This is a genomic window from Streptomyces sp. NPDC048111, assembly GCF_043202815.1.
GTDB lineage: Bacteria > Actinomycetota > Actinomycetes > Streptomycetales > Streptomycetaceae > Streptomyces.
This window is the reverse complement of the sequence record NZ_JBIDBD010000002.1, coordinates 600068-616415: the sequence shown is the minus strand read 5'-3', so window position 1 is coordinate 616415 and position 16348 is coordinate 600068. Positions and strand designations below refer to the sequence as shown.

Here is a 16348-nt window from a genome sequence, read left to right as displayed (position 1 = left end):
CCACCGCCCGGGGCACCCGGCCCCGGTGGCCCGCTCATCACCCGCAGGAGTGGCGGCGGGCAAGCCCGGCGTATCGGGGCAACCGCGCCTCCGGTGGGCCGGGGACATGCTGAGCGGTTGCTCATGGGGGCTTGTGCGGAGTGGAACGTGTTCTTAGCATCATTGATGTTACATCAGTTGTGTCACAGTGCTGGGGGCTTGATGACAGCGACAGGAACCGGCCCGCTCGCCGGGGTGCGCGTGGTCGAGCTGGCGGGCATCGGGCCCGGCCCGTTCGCCGCCATGCTCCTCGCCGACCTCGGCGCCGACGTGGTGCGCGTGGACCGCCCCGGCGGCGCCGGCCTCGCGGTGGATCCCGCGTACGACCTGACCAACCGCAACAAGCGCTCCGTGATCATCGACCTCAAGGCGCCGCAGGGCCCCGGCCTCGTCCTCGACCTCGTCGAGCGCGCCGACCTGCTCATCGAGGGCTACCGGCCCGGCGTCGCCGAGCGCCTCGGCGTGGGACCGCGGGAGTGCCTGGCCCGCAATCCCCGGCTGGTCTACGGGCGGATGACCGGCTGGGGCCAGGACGGACCGCTCGCCCAGCGGGCCGGACACGACATCGCCTACATCGCCCTGACCGGCACCCTCGGCATGATCGGCGAGGCGGGCGGGCCGCCGGTCGTCCCGGCCAATCTCGTCGGCGACTACGCGGGCGGCTCGCTCTACCTGGTCATCGGCGTCCTCGCCGCCCTCCAGCACGCCCGGAACGGCGGGGCCGGCCAGGTCGTCGACGCCGCCATCGTCGACGGCACCGCCCACCTCGCCACCATGATCCACGGCATGATGGCGGCCGGCGGCTGGCAGGACCGGCGCGGGGTCAACCTCCTGGACGGCGGCTGCCCCTTCTACGGCACGTACGAGACCTCGGACGGCCAGTACATGGCCGTCGGCGCCCTGGAGCAGCAGTTCTACGACGAGTTCGTCCGGCTGCTCGGCATCGGGGACCTGGCCCCCGCCCGCAAGGACCTCGCCCGCTGGCCGGAGCTGCGCACCGCCGTCGCCGACCGGTTCCGTACCCGCACCCGCGCACAGTGGACGGCCGTCTTCGAGGGGTCGGACGCCTGTGTGGCGCCCGTCCTGTCCCTCACGGAGGCGCCGCACCACCCGCATCTCGCGGCCCGTGACACCTTCACCGCGTACGAGGGCCTCACCCAGCCCGCGCCCGCCCCCCGCTTCTCCGCCACCCCCGGCTCCGTCCGCAGGCCCCCCGCTCTGCCGGGCGCCCACACGGCGGACGTCGCCCGCGACTGGGACCTGCCGGCACTCGCGGCGGCCCCGGCACCAACTCCCGTACAGGAGGCTTGAGTTGAAACGGCAGATCTTCACCGCCGAACACGAGGCGTTCCGCGAGACCGTCCGCACCTTCCTCGCCAAGGAGGTCCTGCCGCACTACGAGCAGTGGGAGAAGGACGGCATCGTCTCGCGCGAGGCCTGGCTCGCGGCCGGCCGGCAGGGGCTGCTCGGGCTCGCCGTGCCGGAGGAGTACGGGGGCGGCGGGCAGGCCGACTTCCGCTTCAGCGCCGTACTCGCCGAGGAGTTCACCCGCGCCGGGGCCGCCGGGCTCGCGCTCGGCCTGCACAACGACATCGTCGGGCCGTATCTGACCGGGCTCGCCACCGAGGAGCAGAAGCGGCGCTGGCTGCCCGGCTTCTGCGACGGCTCCCTGATCACGGCCATCGCCATGACCGAACCGGGCGCCGGATCCGACCTCCAGGGCATCCGCACCACCGCCGAGGACCGGGGCGACCACTGGCTCCTGAACGGCTCCAAGACGTTCATCTCCAACGGCATCCTCGCCGACCTGGTCGTCGTGGTCGCCAGGACCACCCCGGAAGGCGGCGCCAAGGGCCTCTCCCTCATCGTGGTGGAGCGCGGCGCGGAGGGCTTCGAGCGCGGTCGCAACCTCGACAAGATCGGACAGAAGTCGCAGGACACGGCCGAGCTGTTCTTCCACGACGTACGCGTCGCGAAGGACAATCTCCTCGGCGAGCGGGACGGCGCCTTCCTCCATCTGATGACCAATCTCGCACAGGAGCGGATGGGCATCGCGGTCGCCGGTATCGCCGCCGCCGAACACCTCCTGGAGATCACCACGGACTACGTCAAGGAGCGCGAGGCCTTCGGCCGGCCGCTCTCCAAACTCCAGCACATCCGGTTCGAGATCGCCGAGATGGCCACCGAGTGCGCCGTCACCCGGACCTTCCTCGACCGCTGCATCGCCGACCACGCCAACGGCGAACTCGACGCGGTGCACGCCTCGATGGCCAAGTGGTGGGCGACCGAACTGCAAAAGCGCGTCGCCGACCGCTGCCTCCAACTGCACGGCGGATACGGCTACATGACCGAGTACCGGGTCGCCAAGGCCTTCACGGACGGCCGCATCCAGACCATCTACGGCGGCACGACCGAGATCATGAAGGAGATCATCGGCCGTTCCCTGCTCGGCTGACCCCGCTCCCCGCACCACCCTCATCCGAAAGGCCTGACGTTGAGCACCGAAGCGTATGTGTACGACGCGATCCGCACCCCGCGCGGACGCGGCAAGGCGAACGGCGCCCTGCACGGCACCAAGCCGATCGACCTCGTGGTCGGCCTGATCCACGAGATCCAGGCACGCTTCCCGGGCCTCGACCCGGCGGCCATCGACGACATCGTGCTCGGCGTCGTCGGCCCGGTCGGCGACCAGGGATCCGACATCGCGCGCATCGCCGCGATCGCCGCCGGACTGCCCGATACCGTCGCGGGCGTCCAGGAGAACCGCTTCTGTGCCTCGGGCCTCGAAGCGGTCAACATGGCTGCCATGAAGGTACGTTCGGGCTGGGAGGACCTGGTCCTCGCGGGCGGCGTCGAGTCGATGTCACGCGTCCCGATGGCCTCCGACGGCGGCGCCTGGTTCGCCGACCCGATGACCAACTTCACCACCAACTTCGCCCCGCAGGGCATCGGCGCCGACCTCATCGCCACCGTCGAGGGCTACTCGCGCCGCGACGTGGACGAGTACGCCGAGCTGTCCCAGGAGCGGGCCGCGGAGGCGTGGAAGGACGGCCGCTTCGCGCGCTCCGTCGTCCCCGTCAAGGACCGCAACGGCCTCGTCGTCCTCGACCACGACGAGCACATGCGCCCCGGCACCACCGCCGACTCGCTCGCCTCCCTCAAGCCGTCGTTCGCCGGCATCGGCGAGATGGGCGGCTTCGACGCCGTCGCCCTGCAGAAGTACCACTGGGTGGAGGAGATCAACCACGTCCACCACGCGGGCAACTCCTCGGGCATCGTGGACGGTTCGGCCCTCGTCGCCATCGGCTCAAGGGCCGTCGGCGAGCGGTACGGGATGACCCCGCGGGCCCGCATCGTCTCGGCCGCCGTCTCCGGCTCCGAGCCCACCATCATGCTGACCGGCCCCGCGCCCGCCACCCGCAAGGCGCTCGCCAAGGCGGGCCTGACCATCGACGACATCGACCTCGTCGAGATCAACGAGGCGTTCGCCGCCGTCGTCCTGCGCTTCGTCAGGGACATGGGCCTCAGCCTCGACAAGGTCAACGTCAACGGCGGCGCCATCGCCATGGGCCACCCCCTCGGCGCGACCGGGGCGATGATCCTGGGCACCCTCGTGGACGAGCTGGAGCGCCGCGACCTGCGCTACGGCCTCGCCACGCTCTGCGTCGGCGGCGGCATGGGCATCGCCACCGTCGTCGAGCGTCTCTGACCGTCCGTCCCGGCACCCCTCACACGGAGATTTCAGCAATGACGAAGAGCACGACCATCCGCTGGGAACAGGACGAGACCGGCGTCGTCACCCTCGTACTGGACGACCCCGACCAGTCCGCCAACACGATGAACCAGGCGTTCAAGGACTCCATCGCCGCCGTCGCGGAGCGCGCGGAGGCCGAGAAGGACTCGATCCGGGGCATCATCTACACCTCGGCCAAGAAGACCTTCTTCGCGGGCGGTGACCTCAAGGACATGATCCGGGTCGGCCCCGAACTCGCCCAGCAGGCCTTCGACACCGGAACCGCCATCAAGGCGTCGCTGCGCCGTATCGAGACGCTCGGCAAGCCGGTCGTCGCGGCCATCAACGGCGCGGCCCTGGGCGGCGGTTACGAGATCGCCCTCGCCTCCCACCACCGGGTCGCCCTCGACGCGCCCGGCTCCAAGATCGGCCTGCCCGAGGTCACCCTCGGTCTGCTCCCGGCGGGCGGCGGCGTGACCCGTACCGTACGCCTCATGGGCATCGCGGACGCCCTGCTCAAGGTGCTGCTCCAGGGCACCCAGTACTCCCCGCGCCGTGCCCTGGAGAACGGTCTCGTGCACGAGGTCGCGGCCACGCCCGAGGAGATGCTCGCCAAGGCGCGCGCCTTCATCGACGCGCACCCCGAGTCCCAGCAGCCCTGGGACGTCAAGGGGTACAAGATCCCCGGCGGCACCCCGTCCAGCCCGCGCTTCGCCGCCAATCTGCCCGCCTTCCCGGCGAACCTCAAGAAGCAGCTCCAGGGCGCGCCCTACCCGGCGCCGCGCAACATCCTGGCGGCGGCCGTCGAAGGCTCCCAGGTCGACTTCGAGACCGCTCTCACCATCGAGGCCCGCTACTTCACCGAGCTGGTGACCGGGCAGACCTCGAAGAACATGATCCAGGCGTTCTTCTTCGACCTCCAGGCCGTCAACTCCGGCGTCAGCCGCCCCCAGGGCATCGAGCCGCGCCCGGTCCGCAAGGTCGCGGTCCTCGGCGCCGGCATGATGGGCGCGGGCATCGCGTACGCGTGTGCGCGGGCCGGCATCGAGGTCGTCCTGAAGGACGTGTCCCAGGAGGCCGCCGACAAGGGCAGGGCGTACTCGGAGAAGCTCCTCGTGAAAGCGCTCTCACGCGGACGCACCACCGAGGCCGAGCGCGACGCGCTGCTCGCCCGCATCACGCCGACCGCCGACCCGCAGGCGCTGGCCGGCTGCGACGCCGTCATCGAGGCGGTCTTCGAGGACACCGCTCTCAAGCACAAGGTGTTCCAGGAGATCCAGGACATCGTCGCCCCGGACGCGCTGCTCTGCTCCAACACCTCGACGCTGCCGATCACCGGCCTCGCCGAGGGCGTCTCGCGCCAGGCCGACTTCATCGGCCTGCACTTCTTCTCACCCGTCGACAAGATGCCCCTGGTCGAGATCATCAAGGGTGAGCGCACCGGCGCGGAGGCCCTGGCCCGCGCCTTCGACCTCGTCCGGCAGATCAAGAAGACCCCGATCGTCGTCAACGACTCCCGGGGCTTCTTCACCTCGCGCGTGATCGGGCAGTTCATCAACGAGGGCGTCGCGATGGTCGGCGAGGGCATCGAACCGGCCTCCGTCGAGCAGGCGGCGGGCCAGGCCGGCTACCCGGCCAAGGTCCTCTCCCTGATGGACGAGCTGACGCTGACCCTGCCCCGCAAGATCCGCAACGAGACCCGGCGGGCCGTCGAGGAGGCGGGCGGCGTCTGGCCCGGCCACCCCTCGGACGCGGTGATCGACCGCATGGTCGACGAGTTCGGACGTACCGGACGCAGCGGCGGCGGCGGCTTCTACGACTACGGCGACGACGGCAGGCGCGGCAAGCTGTGGCCGGGCCTGCGGGAGCACTTCACCCGGCAGGGAGCCGAGATCCCGTTCGAGGACATGAAGGAGCGCATGCTCTTCTCGGAGTCCCTCGACACCGTGCGCCTCTTCGAGGAGGGCGTGCTCACCTCGGTCGCCGACGCCAACATCGGCTCCATCATGGGCATCGGCTTCCCCGCGTGGACCGGTGGCGTCCTGCAGTACATCAACGGCTACGAGGGCGGCCTGCCCGGCTTCGTGGCCCGCGCCCGCGAGCTGGCCGAGCGCTACGGAGAGCGCTTCCAGCCGCCGGCCCTGCTCGTCGAGAAGGCGGAGAAGGGCGAGACGTTCCGGGACGCGTAGGCGCTCCGCCGGGCCCGGGGGCGCCCCTCCTTCGGGAGGGGCGCCTAGTGCGGCGGGCGCGACGGGGGGTCCGCCGGGCCGAAGGCCGCCCGCAGTTCCGCCTTCAGGGAGCGCTGGAAAGCGGTGACCAGTGCCTGGAGGACCATCGGCTGCATATGGGCGGAGAGCGATTTCATCGCCTCGACGTGATCGGGGTCCGACTCCCGCTCGCGGTACGGATTCCACACCTCGTCGCGGAAGAGCCGGGTCAGCTCATGGGCGGCCGAGCGGGCGTGCTCCATCAGCACCGTACGGGCCGCCAGGATCGTCTCGTGCGCGATCGGCACGTCCAGGAGCTGGACCCCGAGGGCGAGCAGCCCCGGGTCGACGCGGAAGGTGTCCGGCGACCCCGCGATCCGCTCCAGGACGTTCATCGCGGCGAGCCGGTCGAGGTCGGTGTCGGACAGCGGACGCCCGGCCCGCCGTTCCAGCTCGGCGCGGCTCGCGTCGTCCGCCGAGTCCGGCGCCCAGGAGGCGACCACGGCCCGGTGGATGGCCAGGTCGTGGGCGCTCAGATCGGCCGGCAACTGCTGGAGGTAGCGCTCGATCGCGGCCAGCGTCATCCCGTGGTGCTGCAGTTCCTCGATGAGCGCGAGCCGGGACAGGTGCGCGGGCCCGTAGTGCCCGACCCGGCGTGGCCCGATCACCGGCGGCGGCAACAGGCCGCGCGTGCTGTAGAAGCGGATGGTGCGCACGGTGACCCCGGCCCGCGCGGCCAGCTCGTCCACCGTGAGCGTCGGCTCCTCGGTCTCCGTCGCCATGGCAGTGCCTCGCCTCCCCACTGGTTCCCGTCGCCCACGTACGCGGCCGATCCGGTGCAACAGTATTGCTGTCTCACCAGCACTGCTCAGTATGCCCGGCTCTTCGGGCCGGGGCGAGCGGGTCGTACGGCCGTGGGGCCGGGGGCCGGGGGAGGCGCGGTACGGTCAGCGGCCGGCCTGGAGCGGGTAGTGGTCGCTGAGGTCGGTGTAGGTGTAGTCGGTGCCCCAACTGCTCACCGTCCAGGGCGTGGTGGGCTCCTGCACCACCTTGTTGTTCCAGCCGGAAGGGCGGGCGTGGCCGGCGAGGTGCAGGACGTAGTCGAGGTCCTCGCTCGGGTCGGACGGGTAGCGGTAGCGCGCGATCGAGTTCTCGGCGGTGTCGAAGGAGTACGCGTGGCCCGTCCGCGAGTCGGCGCCCACCAGACCGCTGTTGGCGAGCATCGAGGCGTACTCGGAGCCGTGCGAGTCCACGTTGAGGTCGCCCGCCACCATCACCTCCTCGCTCGCCGGGATGTTCTTCGCGTCGAGGAAGGACTTGATGGCCTTGAACTGCAGAGCACGGTCCTTGACCGCCTCGCCCGCACCGCACCCGGAGTCGGTCGACTGGGTGTGGGTGCCGACGATGTGCACCCTGGCACCGTTGACGTTCAACTCGGCATAGACGAAGCCCTTGTTGGACCACCAGTCGGAGCCGCAGGCGTCCTTGTAGACGTACTGCTCCTTGCGCACGATCGGCCACTTGCTGAGCAGGGTGACGCCGCCGTCCTCGGGGGTGGTCGAGGAGTACGAGCCGCCGGTGGCGTCCCAGCCGTCCTTGCCGCGGCCCACGACGGGCGTCTGGTACGGGTACTGGGCCGAGGCGTTCCGCTTCAGCGCGTCCGAGGCGGAGTTGTCGAACGCCTCCTGGAGCACGACCACGTCGTTGCCCTGGAAGAAGGGCGCGGCCGGTATGGCCTGGGCCCGATGGTCCTGGCCCCAGTTCGGGTAGAGGTTCTTGCTCATCAGGAAGGTGTTGTACGTCAGCACCTTCAGCCGGGGCGGCTCGGCGGCCGCCGCCGATGCGGGAGTGGCGGCGGCGGTCACGGCGGCCGAGAGGGCGGCGGCGAGCACCACGCCGTGGACCCGGCGGAGCGAGGAGTGCGGCACGTGAACTCCTGTGTCTGGAGTGGGGATGGGACCGGCCGCCACATCAAAGCAGCTGCGGTTACCTGGAGGTAACCTCCGTGCGCACCCTGTCTTGCGCGGGTGCGACGATCCGAAGTCGCTTGTGAGGTGAGGTGAGGTGAGGTGGGAAGAGGGGCGCGGCGGTTCGTGCCCGCTGCGCCCCCTTTGCCCCAACTGGCCGTGGTGCGGCCCCTGTTCGGAAGCATCTTGCGGTTGCGGCTGATGCCGCGCCGTTGGTGCTCCCGCCGCCCCTGCCGTCGCGGTTCGGCTAGCGCACGGTCACGGTGAAGGCGGCCGAGGCGGTCGGGCCGCTGACGATGCGGAGCTCGTTCTTGCCCTTGAGGCCCAGCTTGACGCCGAGCGAGTAGGAGCCGGTGCGGGAGATCGGCGCGGAGGCCGGGAGCGTGACCCACTTGCCGTTCTGCTTCTGCTGGAGCGTGACCTTGCTGCCCGCCTTGAGCCCGGTGGTCGTTCCGGTGACGCGGAACAGCTGCCATGCGCCGACCGTGGTGGCCGACGGCTTGGCGGTGATGGCCGCCTTGGCGGCGACGGCCTGGTGGGCGGCCGGGGTGGATGCGGGGGCGGAAGCGGGGGCGGGGGTGGGGGTGGCGGCCATCGCGGTACCGGCCAGGGCGACGCAGGCGGCGCTGAGGACGCCGACGGTGGCGAGGCGAAGCTGGTGGCGCTTGGTGGTGATCATGATGGTGTCCCTCTCGACGGGTGTTCGTCCGGCTGTGCGCCATGAGCGAGGAAAGTTCCCTTGGCGGCCTTGGCGCGCTCTCACCGGGTATGACGGGGCTGCGCCGGAGGGCGTTGTCGGCGTCCTGTCACCGTCTCGTAACAGCGGAGCGGCGCGATGCACCGGGCCCGGCACGGGGGGGAGGGCCGAGGGGGCGCGGTGCACAGGGTGAGGGGGGTGCAGCAGGTGTTTGAGCACCCTTCGAGATGCCTGACCCGGTCATTGCATACTGGAATCCCCGTCGTCACGGAAGGGCACATCAGCCCCGCCAGCCTCAGGGAGCCGTCCAGCTCCGCCAGCCTCAGGGAGCCCCGCCATGAGCCGCCGCGACACCGAGCCCGCCCCGCCCCCGCCGGGGGGCGTGCTGTGGAGTCTTGCGGGTGACGTGCGGATGCTCCTCACCCTGCCCGCCGCGCTCACCATGCAGGTCGCGCACCCGGCCGTCGGCGCCGGCGTGGACCAGTACTCGGTCTTCCGCACCGACCCCTGGGGCCGCGGGGAGCGCTCTCTGCGGTCGGTCCAGCTGTGGGTGTACGGGGGCGAGGGCGCCGCGCAGGAGGGGCGCCGGCTCCGCCACCTCCACAAGACCATCCAGGGCACCGACGCCAGCGGCCGCCGCTATCACGCGCTCACCCCCGCCTACTACTCCTGGGTGCACGCCACCGGTTACCCCGTCTACGCCCATGCTCAGAACTACATGGGCCGCCCGTTCACCGACGCCCAGCACCGCAAGCTGTACGCGGAGTGGCTCCAGGTCGGCCGGATCCTCGGCATCCACGACCGTGACATGCCCGCGACCATCGAGGAATTCTGGCCCTACTACCGCAAGGTCCTCGCCGACGAGATCGGGATGAACGTCGTGGTCGAGGAACTCGTGGCCACGGACCGGCCGGTGCCACCGCCCGACCGGGGCCCGCTGCTTCTGCGGCTGCTCCTGAGAGCGCTCTGGCCGCTGCTGCTGCCCCCGCTGGCCCGCTTCCGCCGCTTCGTGACCATCGGGTTCATGCCGCCCGACGCGCGCGAGGCGATCGGCCTCGACTGGAGCGACGAGCAGGAGCGCACGCTCCGCCGCTTCGGGCGCGTAGTGCGGACCGTCGTGCCCCTGCTGCCGGAGCAGTTGCGATACCTGCCGTTGGCCCGCCGGGCCCGGGCGCGGTTCAGGCACTCGGGGAGGGTGGGCTGAGAGCGCTCTCGAAGTCCTGCGCCTTGGTGTGGGTGCGGCCGGGGAGGCGGCGTGAGAGCGCTCTCGGCGGCGTGCGCCTTCGGGGAGGTGCGGACCGGCGTGGGTATGGCCGCGCTCTCGCTGGACCCCTTGCGTGCGGGCACGGACAGGTCAGGCCGAGGCGCGGCGGATCAGGGTGGTCGGGGTGATTACCGAGGCGGGTGAGACCGCTTCCGTGCCGCCCTGGTCGAGGACGCGCAGCAACAGCCGTGCCATCAGGCGGCCCATCTCCTCGATCTCCTGGCGCACCGTTGTCAGCGGCGGATCGGTGGCCTCCGCGACCGACGCCATGTCGTCGAAGCCGACCAGGGCCACGTCCTCCGGCACCCGGCGCCCGTGCTCCCGCAGCACCCGCAACGCGCCGGACGCCATGAGGTCGTTGGCGGCGAACACGGCGTCCAACTCCGGGTGGCGCGCGAGGAGTTCGGACATCGCGCGGGCCCCGCTCTCCGCCGTGAACGAGCCCTCGGCCACCAGCTCGGGGTTGGCCTCGGGAAGCATGTCCCGATAGCCGGCCAGGCGGTCGGTGGAGGCGGTCTGGTCGAGTGGGCCCGCGATGTGGGCGATGTGCCTGCGGCCCAGCGAACGCAGATGCCGCACCGCCTCGCGCGCCCCGCCCCGGTTGTCGGCGTCCACGTACGGGACGGCCGCGGGGAAGCCGGGGCGACCGCCGAAGACCGTCAGCATGCCGGCGCCGCGGGTGATGGCGGGCAGCGGGTCGTCGTCGTGCAGTGAGAACGCGAGCGCGCCGTCGACATGACCTCCCGTCAGATAGCGCGAGATCCGCCCGTAGTCGTCCGGCCCCTCGACGAGCAGCAGCACCAACTGGCTGTCATGGGCGGCCAGTTCCTTGCTGATGCCGCGGATCTGCTGGGAGAAGAAGGGGTCGGAGAAGAACCGGGTCTCCGGCTCGGCGACGATCACGGCGACCGCACCGGTGCGGCGGGTCACCAGCGAACGGGCCGCCGGATTGGGGATGTAGCCCAACTCCTCGACTGCCTGGCGCACCTTGTCGACCAGCGGAGGGCGCACCCCCGTACCGCCGTTGACGACCCGGGACGCGGTGGCCCGGGAGACACCGGCGAGTGCGGCGACGGCTTCGAGGGTGGGTCGCGTCCCGAAGTACTGCTCGGTCAAGGCGGGTTCTCCTCATCGGCGGACCGCGGGCGGCCCCTGGGCGGAAGCGTTGCCGGGCAGCGTATCGGCTGCCCAGGGGGTCCGTGGAGAGAGCGCTCTCACCTCCCGCGGTCGGACGGCCCGCCGTACGTCGCCTCCGGTGCGAGAGCGCTCTCAAGCGCTGCCCGGGAGCGGCGCGCACCGCATCGGCTCAGCGTGAGAGCGCTCTCACCCCAGGCGCGGCCAGGAACCGCCCCACCCCGCTCAAACCCGAGAGCGCTCTCACCCCAGGCGCGGCCGGGAACCGCCCCACCCCGCTCAAACCCGAGAGCGCTCTCACCCGGCACCCCTCACCCGCCCCGCCCGCTCCAACCGCCCCTCGGTCCCCCCGGGTCCCGCCCCCCGCCTCAGCGCTGCTCGTGGGATTCCTTGATCTTCTTCCAGGACTTCGGCTCCGCCGGCTTGGCCGTGGGGGCGGAGGCGAGGCCTGAGCGCGCGGTGAACCTGGCCTTGGCGGCCGACGCGGCGGAAGGCTTCGACGGCTGGAAGAGCCAGGTGTCGAAGAGCTCGGCCAGCGGCTTGCCGGAGACCTTCTCTGCGTACTTCACGAAGTCGCCCACCGCCGCGTTGCCGTAGGCGTGGGCGGTCGGCCAGCCCTTGAGGATCTTGAAGAAGGACGCGTCGCCGACCGTGTTGCGCAGGGCCTGGAGGGCCACGGCGCCCCGGTCGTAGACGGCGCCGTCGAACTGGTTGTCCGGGCCCGGATCGCCCGGCTTCACCTGCCAGAACGGGTCGTCGGCGGGGTGCTGGGCGTACACCCAGTCCGCCAGCTCCTGGGCGGTGCCGTCGCCCTCCTTCTCCGACCACAGCCACTGGGCGTACGAGGCGAACCCCTCGTTGTCCCAGATGTCCTTCCAGCCCTTGACCGAGACGCTGTCGCCGTACCACTGGTGGGCCAGCTCGTGGACGACCACGGAGACATTGGCGCCGTTGGCGAACTGGGCGGGGCTGTAGAACGGCCGGGTCTGGGTCTCCAGGGCGAAGTGGCTCGGCACGTTCGGGACGTAACCGCCCACCGCGTTGAAGGGGTACGGGCCGAACACGCTCTCAAGCCACTCGGTGACGTCCTTGGTGCGCTCGACGCTGGCGCGCACCGCGCCGTCGTTGTCGCCCAGGTCCTTGCTGTAGGCGTTGAGGACCGGAAGGCCGCTCGCCGTTCTGTCCGTGGTGATGTCGAATTTGCCGACCGCGAGCGTGGTCAGGTAGGAGGCCTGCGGCTTGTTGGAGCGCCAGTTGTAGGTGGTCCAGCCGAGCTTCGAACTCTGGCTCTGCAGCACGCCGTTGCTGATCGCCTGGGTGCCGTCGGGCACCTTCACGGACACGTCGTAGGTGGCCTTGTCCAGGGGGTGGTCATTGGAGGGGAACCACCACACGGCCGAGTCCGGTTCCTGTGCCGCCACCGCGCCGTCGGGCGTGCGGGCCCAGGCGGTCCAGCCGTCGACCTTCAGCTCGGAGGGCTTGCCCGCGTACTTCACCACCACCGTGATCGACTTGCCGTTGGGCAGGGGCGTGGCCGGGGTGATCTCCAGCTCGTGGCTGCCCGACGTCGCGAACGTCGCCCTGGTGCCGTTGACCCGCACCTCGCTGACCGCGAGCCCGAAGTCCAGGTTGAACCGGGACAGGTCCTGCTGCGTGGTGGCGAGCAGCGTGGCCGTGCCCTCCAACAGGTCCGTCTTCGGCTGGTACCTGAGCTTCAGGTCGTAGTGCGAGACGTCGTATCCGCCGTTGCCGCTGGCCGGGTAGTAGGGGTCGCCGATGCCCGGGGCGCCCGGCGTGAAGTCCGCGGCCGACGCCGGGATCACCAGCAGCAGGGACGCGGCGAGCACGCTCGGGGCGATGATTTTGCGGTGCACGAAAAGCTCCAAGTCGTCAGTGTCGTCGTGGGGTGAACGATGGTGAACGATCTCTTCGGACCCTATTCAGCCCATGCCGGCCCGGTCATGTCCATGGCCCCTGCTGTCACACGATCGCCATTCGGCCGACATGTTGACTTGTGCCTCCTGGTCCACCTCGAAGCTCCGACTGCCCTCTTCTGCGCGGGAGTTGACCGGAGTACCTTCCGGCCATGCCGATACGCGCGCGGGGCACCCGCCACAGGTCAAGATCCCTCCGTTCGCTCGTCCTCATGGCCGTGGCCGCCCTGGCGGCCGTGCTGCTCGCTCCGGCGGGCGCGCAGGCGGCCCATGCCAGGGAGAGCCGGCCGGTCTATTCGTATGCGAACGCCGTCCGCGAGGCCGTGTGGGTCGACACCGGCCTCGACGGTGACGGGGACGGCCGCGGCGACCGCGTCGCCGTCGACATCGTCCGGCCCCGCGAAGCCGCCCAGCAGGGCCGCAAGGTGCCGGTCATCATGGACGCGAGCCCCTACTACTCGTGCTGCGGGCGCGGCAACGAGAGCCAGCTCAAGACGTACGACGCCGACGGCAACGTCGTGCAGCTGCCGCTGTACTACGACAACTACTTCGTGCCGCGCGGCTACGCCGTCGTCGGGGTGGACCTGGCCGGAACCAATCGCTCGGACGGCTGTGTGGACGTCGGCGGACGCTCCGACGTCCTGTCCGCGAAGGCGGTCGTCGACTGGCTCAACGGCCGGGCCCGCGCCTACACCACGCGCACCGGCACCCAGCGGGCGAGCGCCGGCTGGACCAACGGCCGCACCGGCATGATCGGCAAGAGCTGGGACGGCACGATCGCCAACGGGGTGGCTGCCACGGGCGTCGAGGGGCTGGAGACGATCGTGCCGATCAGCTCGATCTCGTCCTGGTACGACTACTACTTCGCCAGGGGCGCCGCCCTGTACGACGGGGGCCCGGACGACCTCGCCGGTTACGTGGACAGCCCGGACGCGCAGGCCCGTTGCGCCGCCGTGCAGCACAAGCTCGCCGAGGGGGCGCCGCGCAACGGCGACTGGACGAAGCTGTGGACCGACCGCGATTACGTGCGCGGGGCCGACAAGGTCAAGGCCAGCGTCTTCGTGGTGCACGGGATGCAGGACCTCAACGTCCGGACGAAGAACTTCGGCCAGTGGTGGGACGCGCTCGCCAAGAACGGGGTCGAGCGGAAGATCTGGCTCTCCCAGACCGGCCACGTCGACCCCTTCGACTACCGGCGCGACGCCTGGGTGGACACCCTGCACCAGTGGTTCGACCACTATCTGCTCGGCTACGACAACGGCATCGAGCGCCGGCCCATGGCCGACATCGAGCGCCACCCCGACCAGTGGAGCACCGACCGGGTGTGGCCGCCGGCCGGCACCTCCGCCGCCGTGGTGCACCCGGTGAGCGGACCCGCCGCGGGCGTGGGCGGGCTCTCGCCGAAGTCCGCTCCGGCCGGTACCAGCAGCACGTTCACCGACAACCCGGCGCTGGACGAGACGAGTTGGGCCGCCCAGGTCGACACGTCCACCCCCGACAAGGCGGGGTTCGTGACCCCGCCGCTCAGCCGCGACCTGCGGGTGTCGGGCTCCTCCCGGGTGACCGTCACCGCGACGCCCACCACCAGCAGTGCCCACCTCTCCGCGGTCCTCGTCGACCTCGGGCCCGACACGATCCGCAACTACTCCGGCCCCGGCGAGGGCATCCTCACCGGGACCGACCGCACCTGCTGGGGGGCGAGCACGGCGGGTGACAGCTCCTGCTATCTGACGACCTCGGCCGACCGGACCGACGTCGGCTTCACCGTCTTCAGCCGGGGCTGGGCCGACCTCGGGCACTACGCGTCCGCCACCCGGGGCGTCGCCCTGACGCCGGGCAGGCCGTACACGATCACGCTCGACCTGGCCGCCACCGACCACGTGGTCCCCGCCGGGCACCGGCTCGCGCTCATCGTCGCGGGCACCGACCACGGGCTGATCGAACCCGCCGCGAGCAGGCCGACGCTGACGGTGGACCTGGCGCGCACGGCGGCCAGGGTGCCGTTCGTCGGCGGCGCCCAGGCGTTCGCCCGGGCCACCACGGGCACCCCCGCCCGGGCCGTGGCCCCGGCGTCGCCCCGCGGAGTGCCGGTGCCGCGGATGACGCGGCGGGTTCCCGGGCCGGCGCAGGGCTGATCACCGGGGGCGCCGGAATGGCCGGCGGGGGAGGGCGTGGCCGAACGCCGCGCCCCCTTCGCCGGCCCCCGGGCGGCCGTCGCTTTCGCCCCGCGCCGGGCGGTCCGACCCGGGACCGTTCAGTACGCCGTACGGTCCTGGGGTGCGGGTACGTCCCGCAGCGCCTGCGCGAGGGCATGCAGCACCGCGTCCGGGTTCTCGCGCAAGTAGAAGTGTCCGCCCGGGAATTGACGGACCGTCAATGGACGGGTGGTGTGCTGCTGCCAGGCGTCGAGTTCCTCGCGCGCATGGTCGGCTTCGCCGCCGAACACGGTGACCGGCACCGGCAGCGGATCCTGCGCGCGCCAGGTGTAGGTCTCCAGGACGCGGTAGTCGTCCCGCAGCGCGCCGACGACCAGCTCCCGCAGCTCCGCCGAGTCGAGCACCTCCTGCGGGATGCCGCCGTGGATCTTCGCCACGCGCTCGATGAGGTCGTCGTCGGGAAGGTGGTGCAGCGGGTCGTCGACGCGGACGTGGCGGTGGTGCGGCGCCGGATAGCCGGACAGGACCAGCCGGTCCGGGAGCGGCCGGCCGGCGGCCCGCAGTCCGCGGGTGATCTCGTACGCGATGAGCGAGCCCAGGCTGTGCCCGAAGAAGGCGAACGGCCCCGGGGTGAGTTCCACCTCCGCGAGGAAGGCGGCCACCAGGGCCTCCATGGAGGGGAACATCGGCTCGCCGTACCGGGAGCCGCGGCCCGGCAGTTGCACGGCCTGGAGGGTGGCCTGCGGCATGTCGCGCGCCCAGCGCAGGTACTCCGTGGCCGAGCCGCCCCCGTGCGCGAAGCAGTAGAGCGTGGGGGCACCGGGGCGTGGCGGCCCGGCGATGAGCCATCGGGGCGGCGGGGCGGCGCTCATCGTGCGGGAACCTCCAGGGTGCGGGGTGCGGGGTGCGGGCCGGGCAGGGCAGGGGAGGCGGATGCCGTCGGGCGTCGGCGGGTGCCGCCGTCCCGGATCCCCGGGGGAGGAGTCTGGCACCGGCCGATGTGCCGGTCGGCGCGTTTTGGCCACCGCGTGACCGTCCGGAGCCGACTGGGGGTGGGCCGGCCGTCAGGTGATCGTGCGGGGCCGGCGCACGGCGGGTCTGCCATCGCCCGGTCATACGGGGGCGGCCCGGGGTAGGTCGGGCCACTGCGTGCCCGTACGGGTCGGGCTTCTCCGTGCCCGTACGGGGGAGGTCAGGGGCGGGATAGCCGTCGCGTC

12 protein-coding genes are annotated in these 16348 nt (G+C 71.5%); 6 read left to right on the top strand and 6 right to left on the bottom strand.

All coding sequences use genetic code 11. The features are described 5' to 3' along the window. Nucleotides 1-201 precede the first annotated feature (201 nt). Genes ACGF3I_RS07490 through ACGF3I_RS07475 form a run of 4 tightly spaced genes read left to right on the top strand, consistent with a single transcriptional unit; the run spans nucleotide 202 to nucleotide 5961 of the window. The gene (locus tag ACGF3I_RS07490; RefSeq protein WP_393129648.1) at nucleotides 202-1350 is read left to right on the top strand and encodes a CaiB/BaiF CoA transferase family protein; all 1149 of its coding nucleotides are present in this window, start codon (nucleotides 202-204) and stop codon (nucleotides 1348-1350) included. A 1-nt stretch (nucleotide 1351) separates the two neighbouring features. Next, on the top strand, nucleotides 1352-2494 hold the full coding sequence (locus ACGF3I_RS07485; protein WP_393129647.1) for an acyl-CoA dehydrogenase family protein: 1143 nt from the start codon (nucleotides 1352-1354) through the stop codon (nucleotides 2492-2494). A 39-nt stretch (nucleotides 2495-2533) separates the two neighbouring features. Continuing rightward, complete coding sequence (locus tag ACGF3I_RS07480; protein WP_393129646.1) at nucleotides 2534-3748, top strand: acetyl-CoA C-acetyltransferase; 1215 nt, start codon at nucleotides 2534-2536, stop codon at nucleotides 3746-3748. A 38-nt stretch (nucleotides 3749-3786) separates the two neighbouring features. Next, nucleotides 3787-5961 (top strand): 3-hydroxyacyl-CoA dehydrogenase NAD-binding domain-containing protein, encoded by a 2175-nt coding sequence (locus ACGF3I_RS07475; RefSeq protein WP_393129645.1) that lies wholly within the window; start codon nucleotides 3787-3789, stop codon nucleotides 5959-5961. 44 nt (nucleotides 5962-6005) lie between these two features. On the opposite strand, the gene ACGF3I_RS07470 is transcribed toward ACGF3I_RS07475, so the two are convergent. The 3 genes from ACGF3I_RS07470 to ACGF3I_RS07460 all read right to left on the bottom strand — a co-directional run bounded on the left by ACGF3I_RS07470 (nucleotide 6006) and on the right by ACGF3I_RS07460 (nucleotide 8625). Beyond that, on the bottom strand, nucleotides 6006-6761 hold the full coding sequence (locus ACGF3I_RS07470) for a MerR family transcriptional regulator (protein WP_393129644.1): 756 nt from the start codon (nucleotides 6759-6761) through the stop codon (nucleotides 6006-6008). Nucleotides 6762-6926: 165 nt separating this feature from the next. Then, entirely contained in the window at nucleotides 6927-7907 is a 981-nt protein-coding gene (gene sph / locus ACGF3I_RS07465) for a sphingomyelin phosphodiesterase (protein WP_393129643.1), read from the bottom strand. 286 nt (nucleotides 7908-8193) lie between these two features. Then, nucleotides 8194-8625: a hypothetical protein gene (locus tag ACGF3I_RS07460; RefSeq protein WP_393129642.1), complete on the bottom strand. Its 432-nt coding sequence runs from the start codon at nucleotides 8623-8625 to the stop codon at nucleotides 8194-8196. Nucleotides 8626-8980: 355 nt separating this feature from the next. On the opposite strand from ACGF3I_RS07460, the gene ACGF3I_RS07455 reads away from it, so the two are divergent. Then, nucleotides 8981-9847: an oxygenase MpaB family protein gene (locus ACGF3I_RS07455; protein WP_393129641.1), complete on the top strand. Its 867-nt coding sequence runs from the start codon at nucleotides 8981-8983 to the stop codon at nucleotides 9845-9847. Between the two features lie 150 nt (nucleotides 9848-9997). On the opposite strand, the gene ACGF3I_RS07450 is transcribed toward ACGF3I_RS07455, so the two are convergent. Continuing rightward, the gene (locus tag ACGF3I_RS07450) at nucleotides 9998-11023 is read right to left on the bottom strand and encodes a LacI family DNA-binding transcriptional regulator (protein ID WP_393129640.1); all 1026 of its coding nucleotides are present in this window, start codon (nucleotides 11021-11023) and stop codon (nucleotides 9998-10000) included. Nucleotides 11024-11409: 386 nt separating this feature from the next. Then, nucleotides 11410-12915, bottom strand: coding sequence for a M1 family metallopeptidase (locus ACGF3I_RS07445; protein WP_393129729.1), 1506 nt, complete (start codon nucleotides 12913-12915; stop codon nucleotides 11410-11412). A gap of 212 nt (nucleotides 12916-13127) precedes the next feature. Between ACGF3I_RS07445 and ACGF3I_RS07440 the strand changes: the two genes are divergently transcribed. Beyond that, nucleotides 13128-15110, top strand: coding sequence for a Xaa-Pro dipeptidyl-peptidase (locus ACGF3I_RS07440; RefSeq protein ID WP_393129639.1), 1983 nt, complete (start codon nucleotides 13128-13130; stop codon nucleotides 15108-15110). 119 nt (nucleotides 15111-15229) lie between these two features. Here ACGF3I_RS07440 and ACGF3I_RS07435 read toward each other — a convergent pair whose 3' ends face one another. Then, entirely contained in the window at nucleotides 15230-16003 is a 774-nt protein-coding gene (locus ACGF3I_RS07435; protein WP_393129638.1) for a thioesterase II family protein, read from the bottom strand. Between the last annotated feature and the right edge of the window lie 345 nt (nucleotides 16004-16348).

Bases quoted from the DNA above. Each gene is read 5' to 3' on its own strand.
- ACGF3I_RS07460 (WP_393129642.1), bottom strand. From the start codon at position 8,625: ATGATCACCACCAAGCGCCACCAGCTTCGCCTCGCCACCGTCGGCGTC.
- ACGF3I_RS07470 (WP_393129644.1), bottom strand. From the start codon at position 6,761: ATGGCGACGGAGACCGAGGAGCCGACGCTCACGGTGGACGAGCTGGCC.
- ACGF3I_RS07455 (WP_393129641.1), top strand. From the start codon at position 8,981: ATGAGCCGCCGCGACACCGAGCCCGCCCCGCCCCCGCCGGGGGGCGTG.
- ACGF3I_RS07490 (WP_393129648.1), top strand. From the start codon at position 202: ATGACAGCGACAGGAACCGGCCCGCTCGCCGGGGTGCGCGTGGTCGAG.
- ACGF3I_RS07475 (WP_393129645.1), top strand. From the start codon at position 3,787: ATGACGAAGAGCACGACCATCCGCTGGGAACAGGACGAGACCGGCGTC.
- ACGF3I_RS07440 (WP_393129639.1), top strand. From the start codon at position 13,128: ATGCCGATACGCGCGCGGGGCACCCGCCACAGGTCAAGATCCCTCCGT.
- ACGF3I_RS07435 (WP_393129638.1), bottom strand. From the start codon at position 16,003: ATGAGCGCCGCCCCGCCGCCCCGATGGCTCATCGCCGGGCCGCCACGC.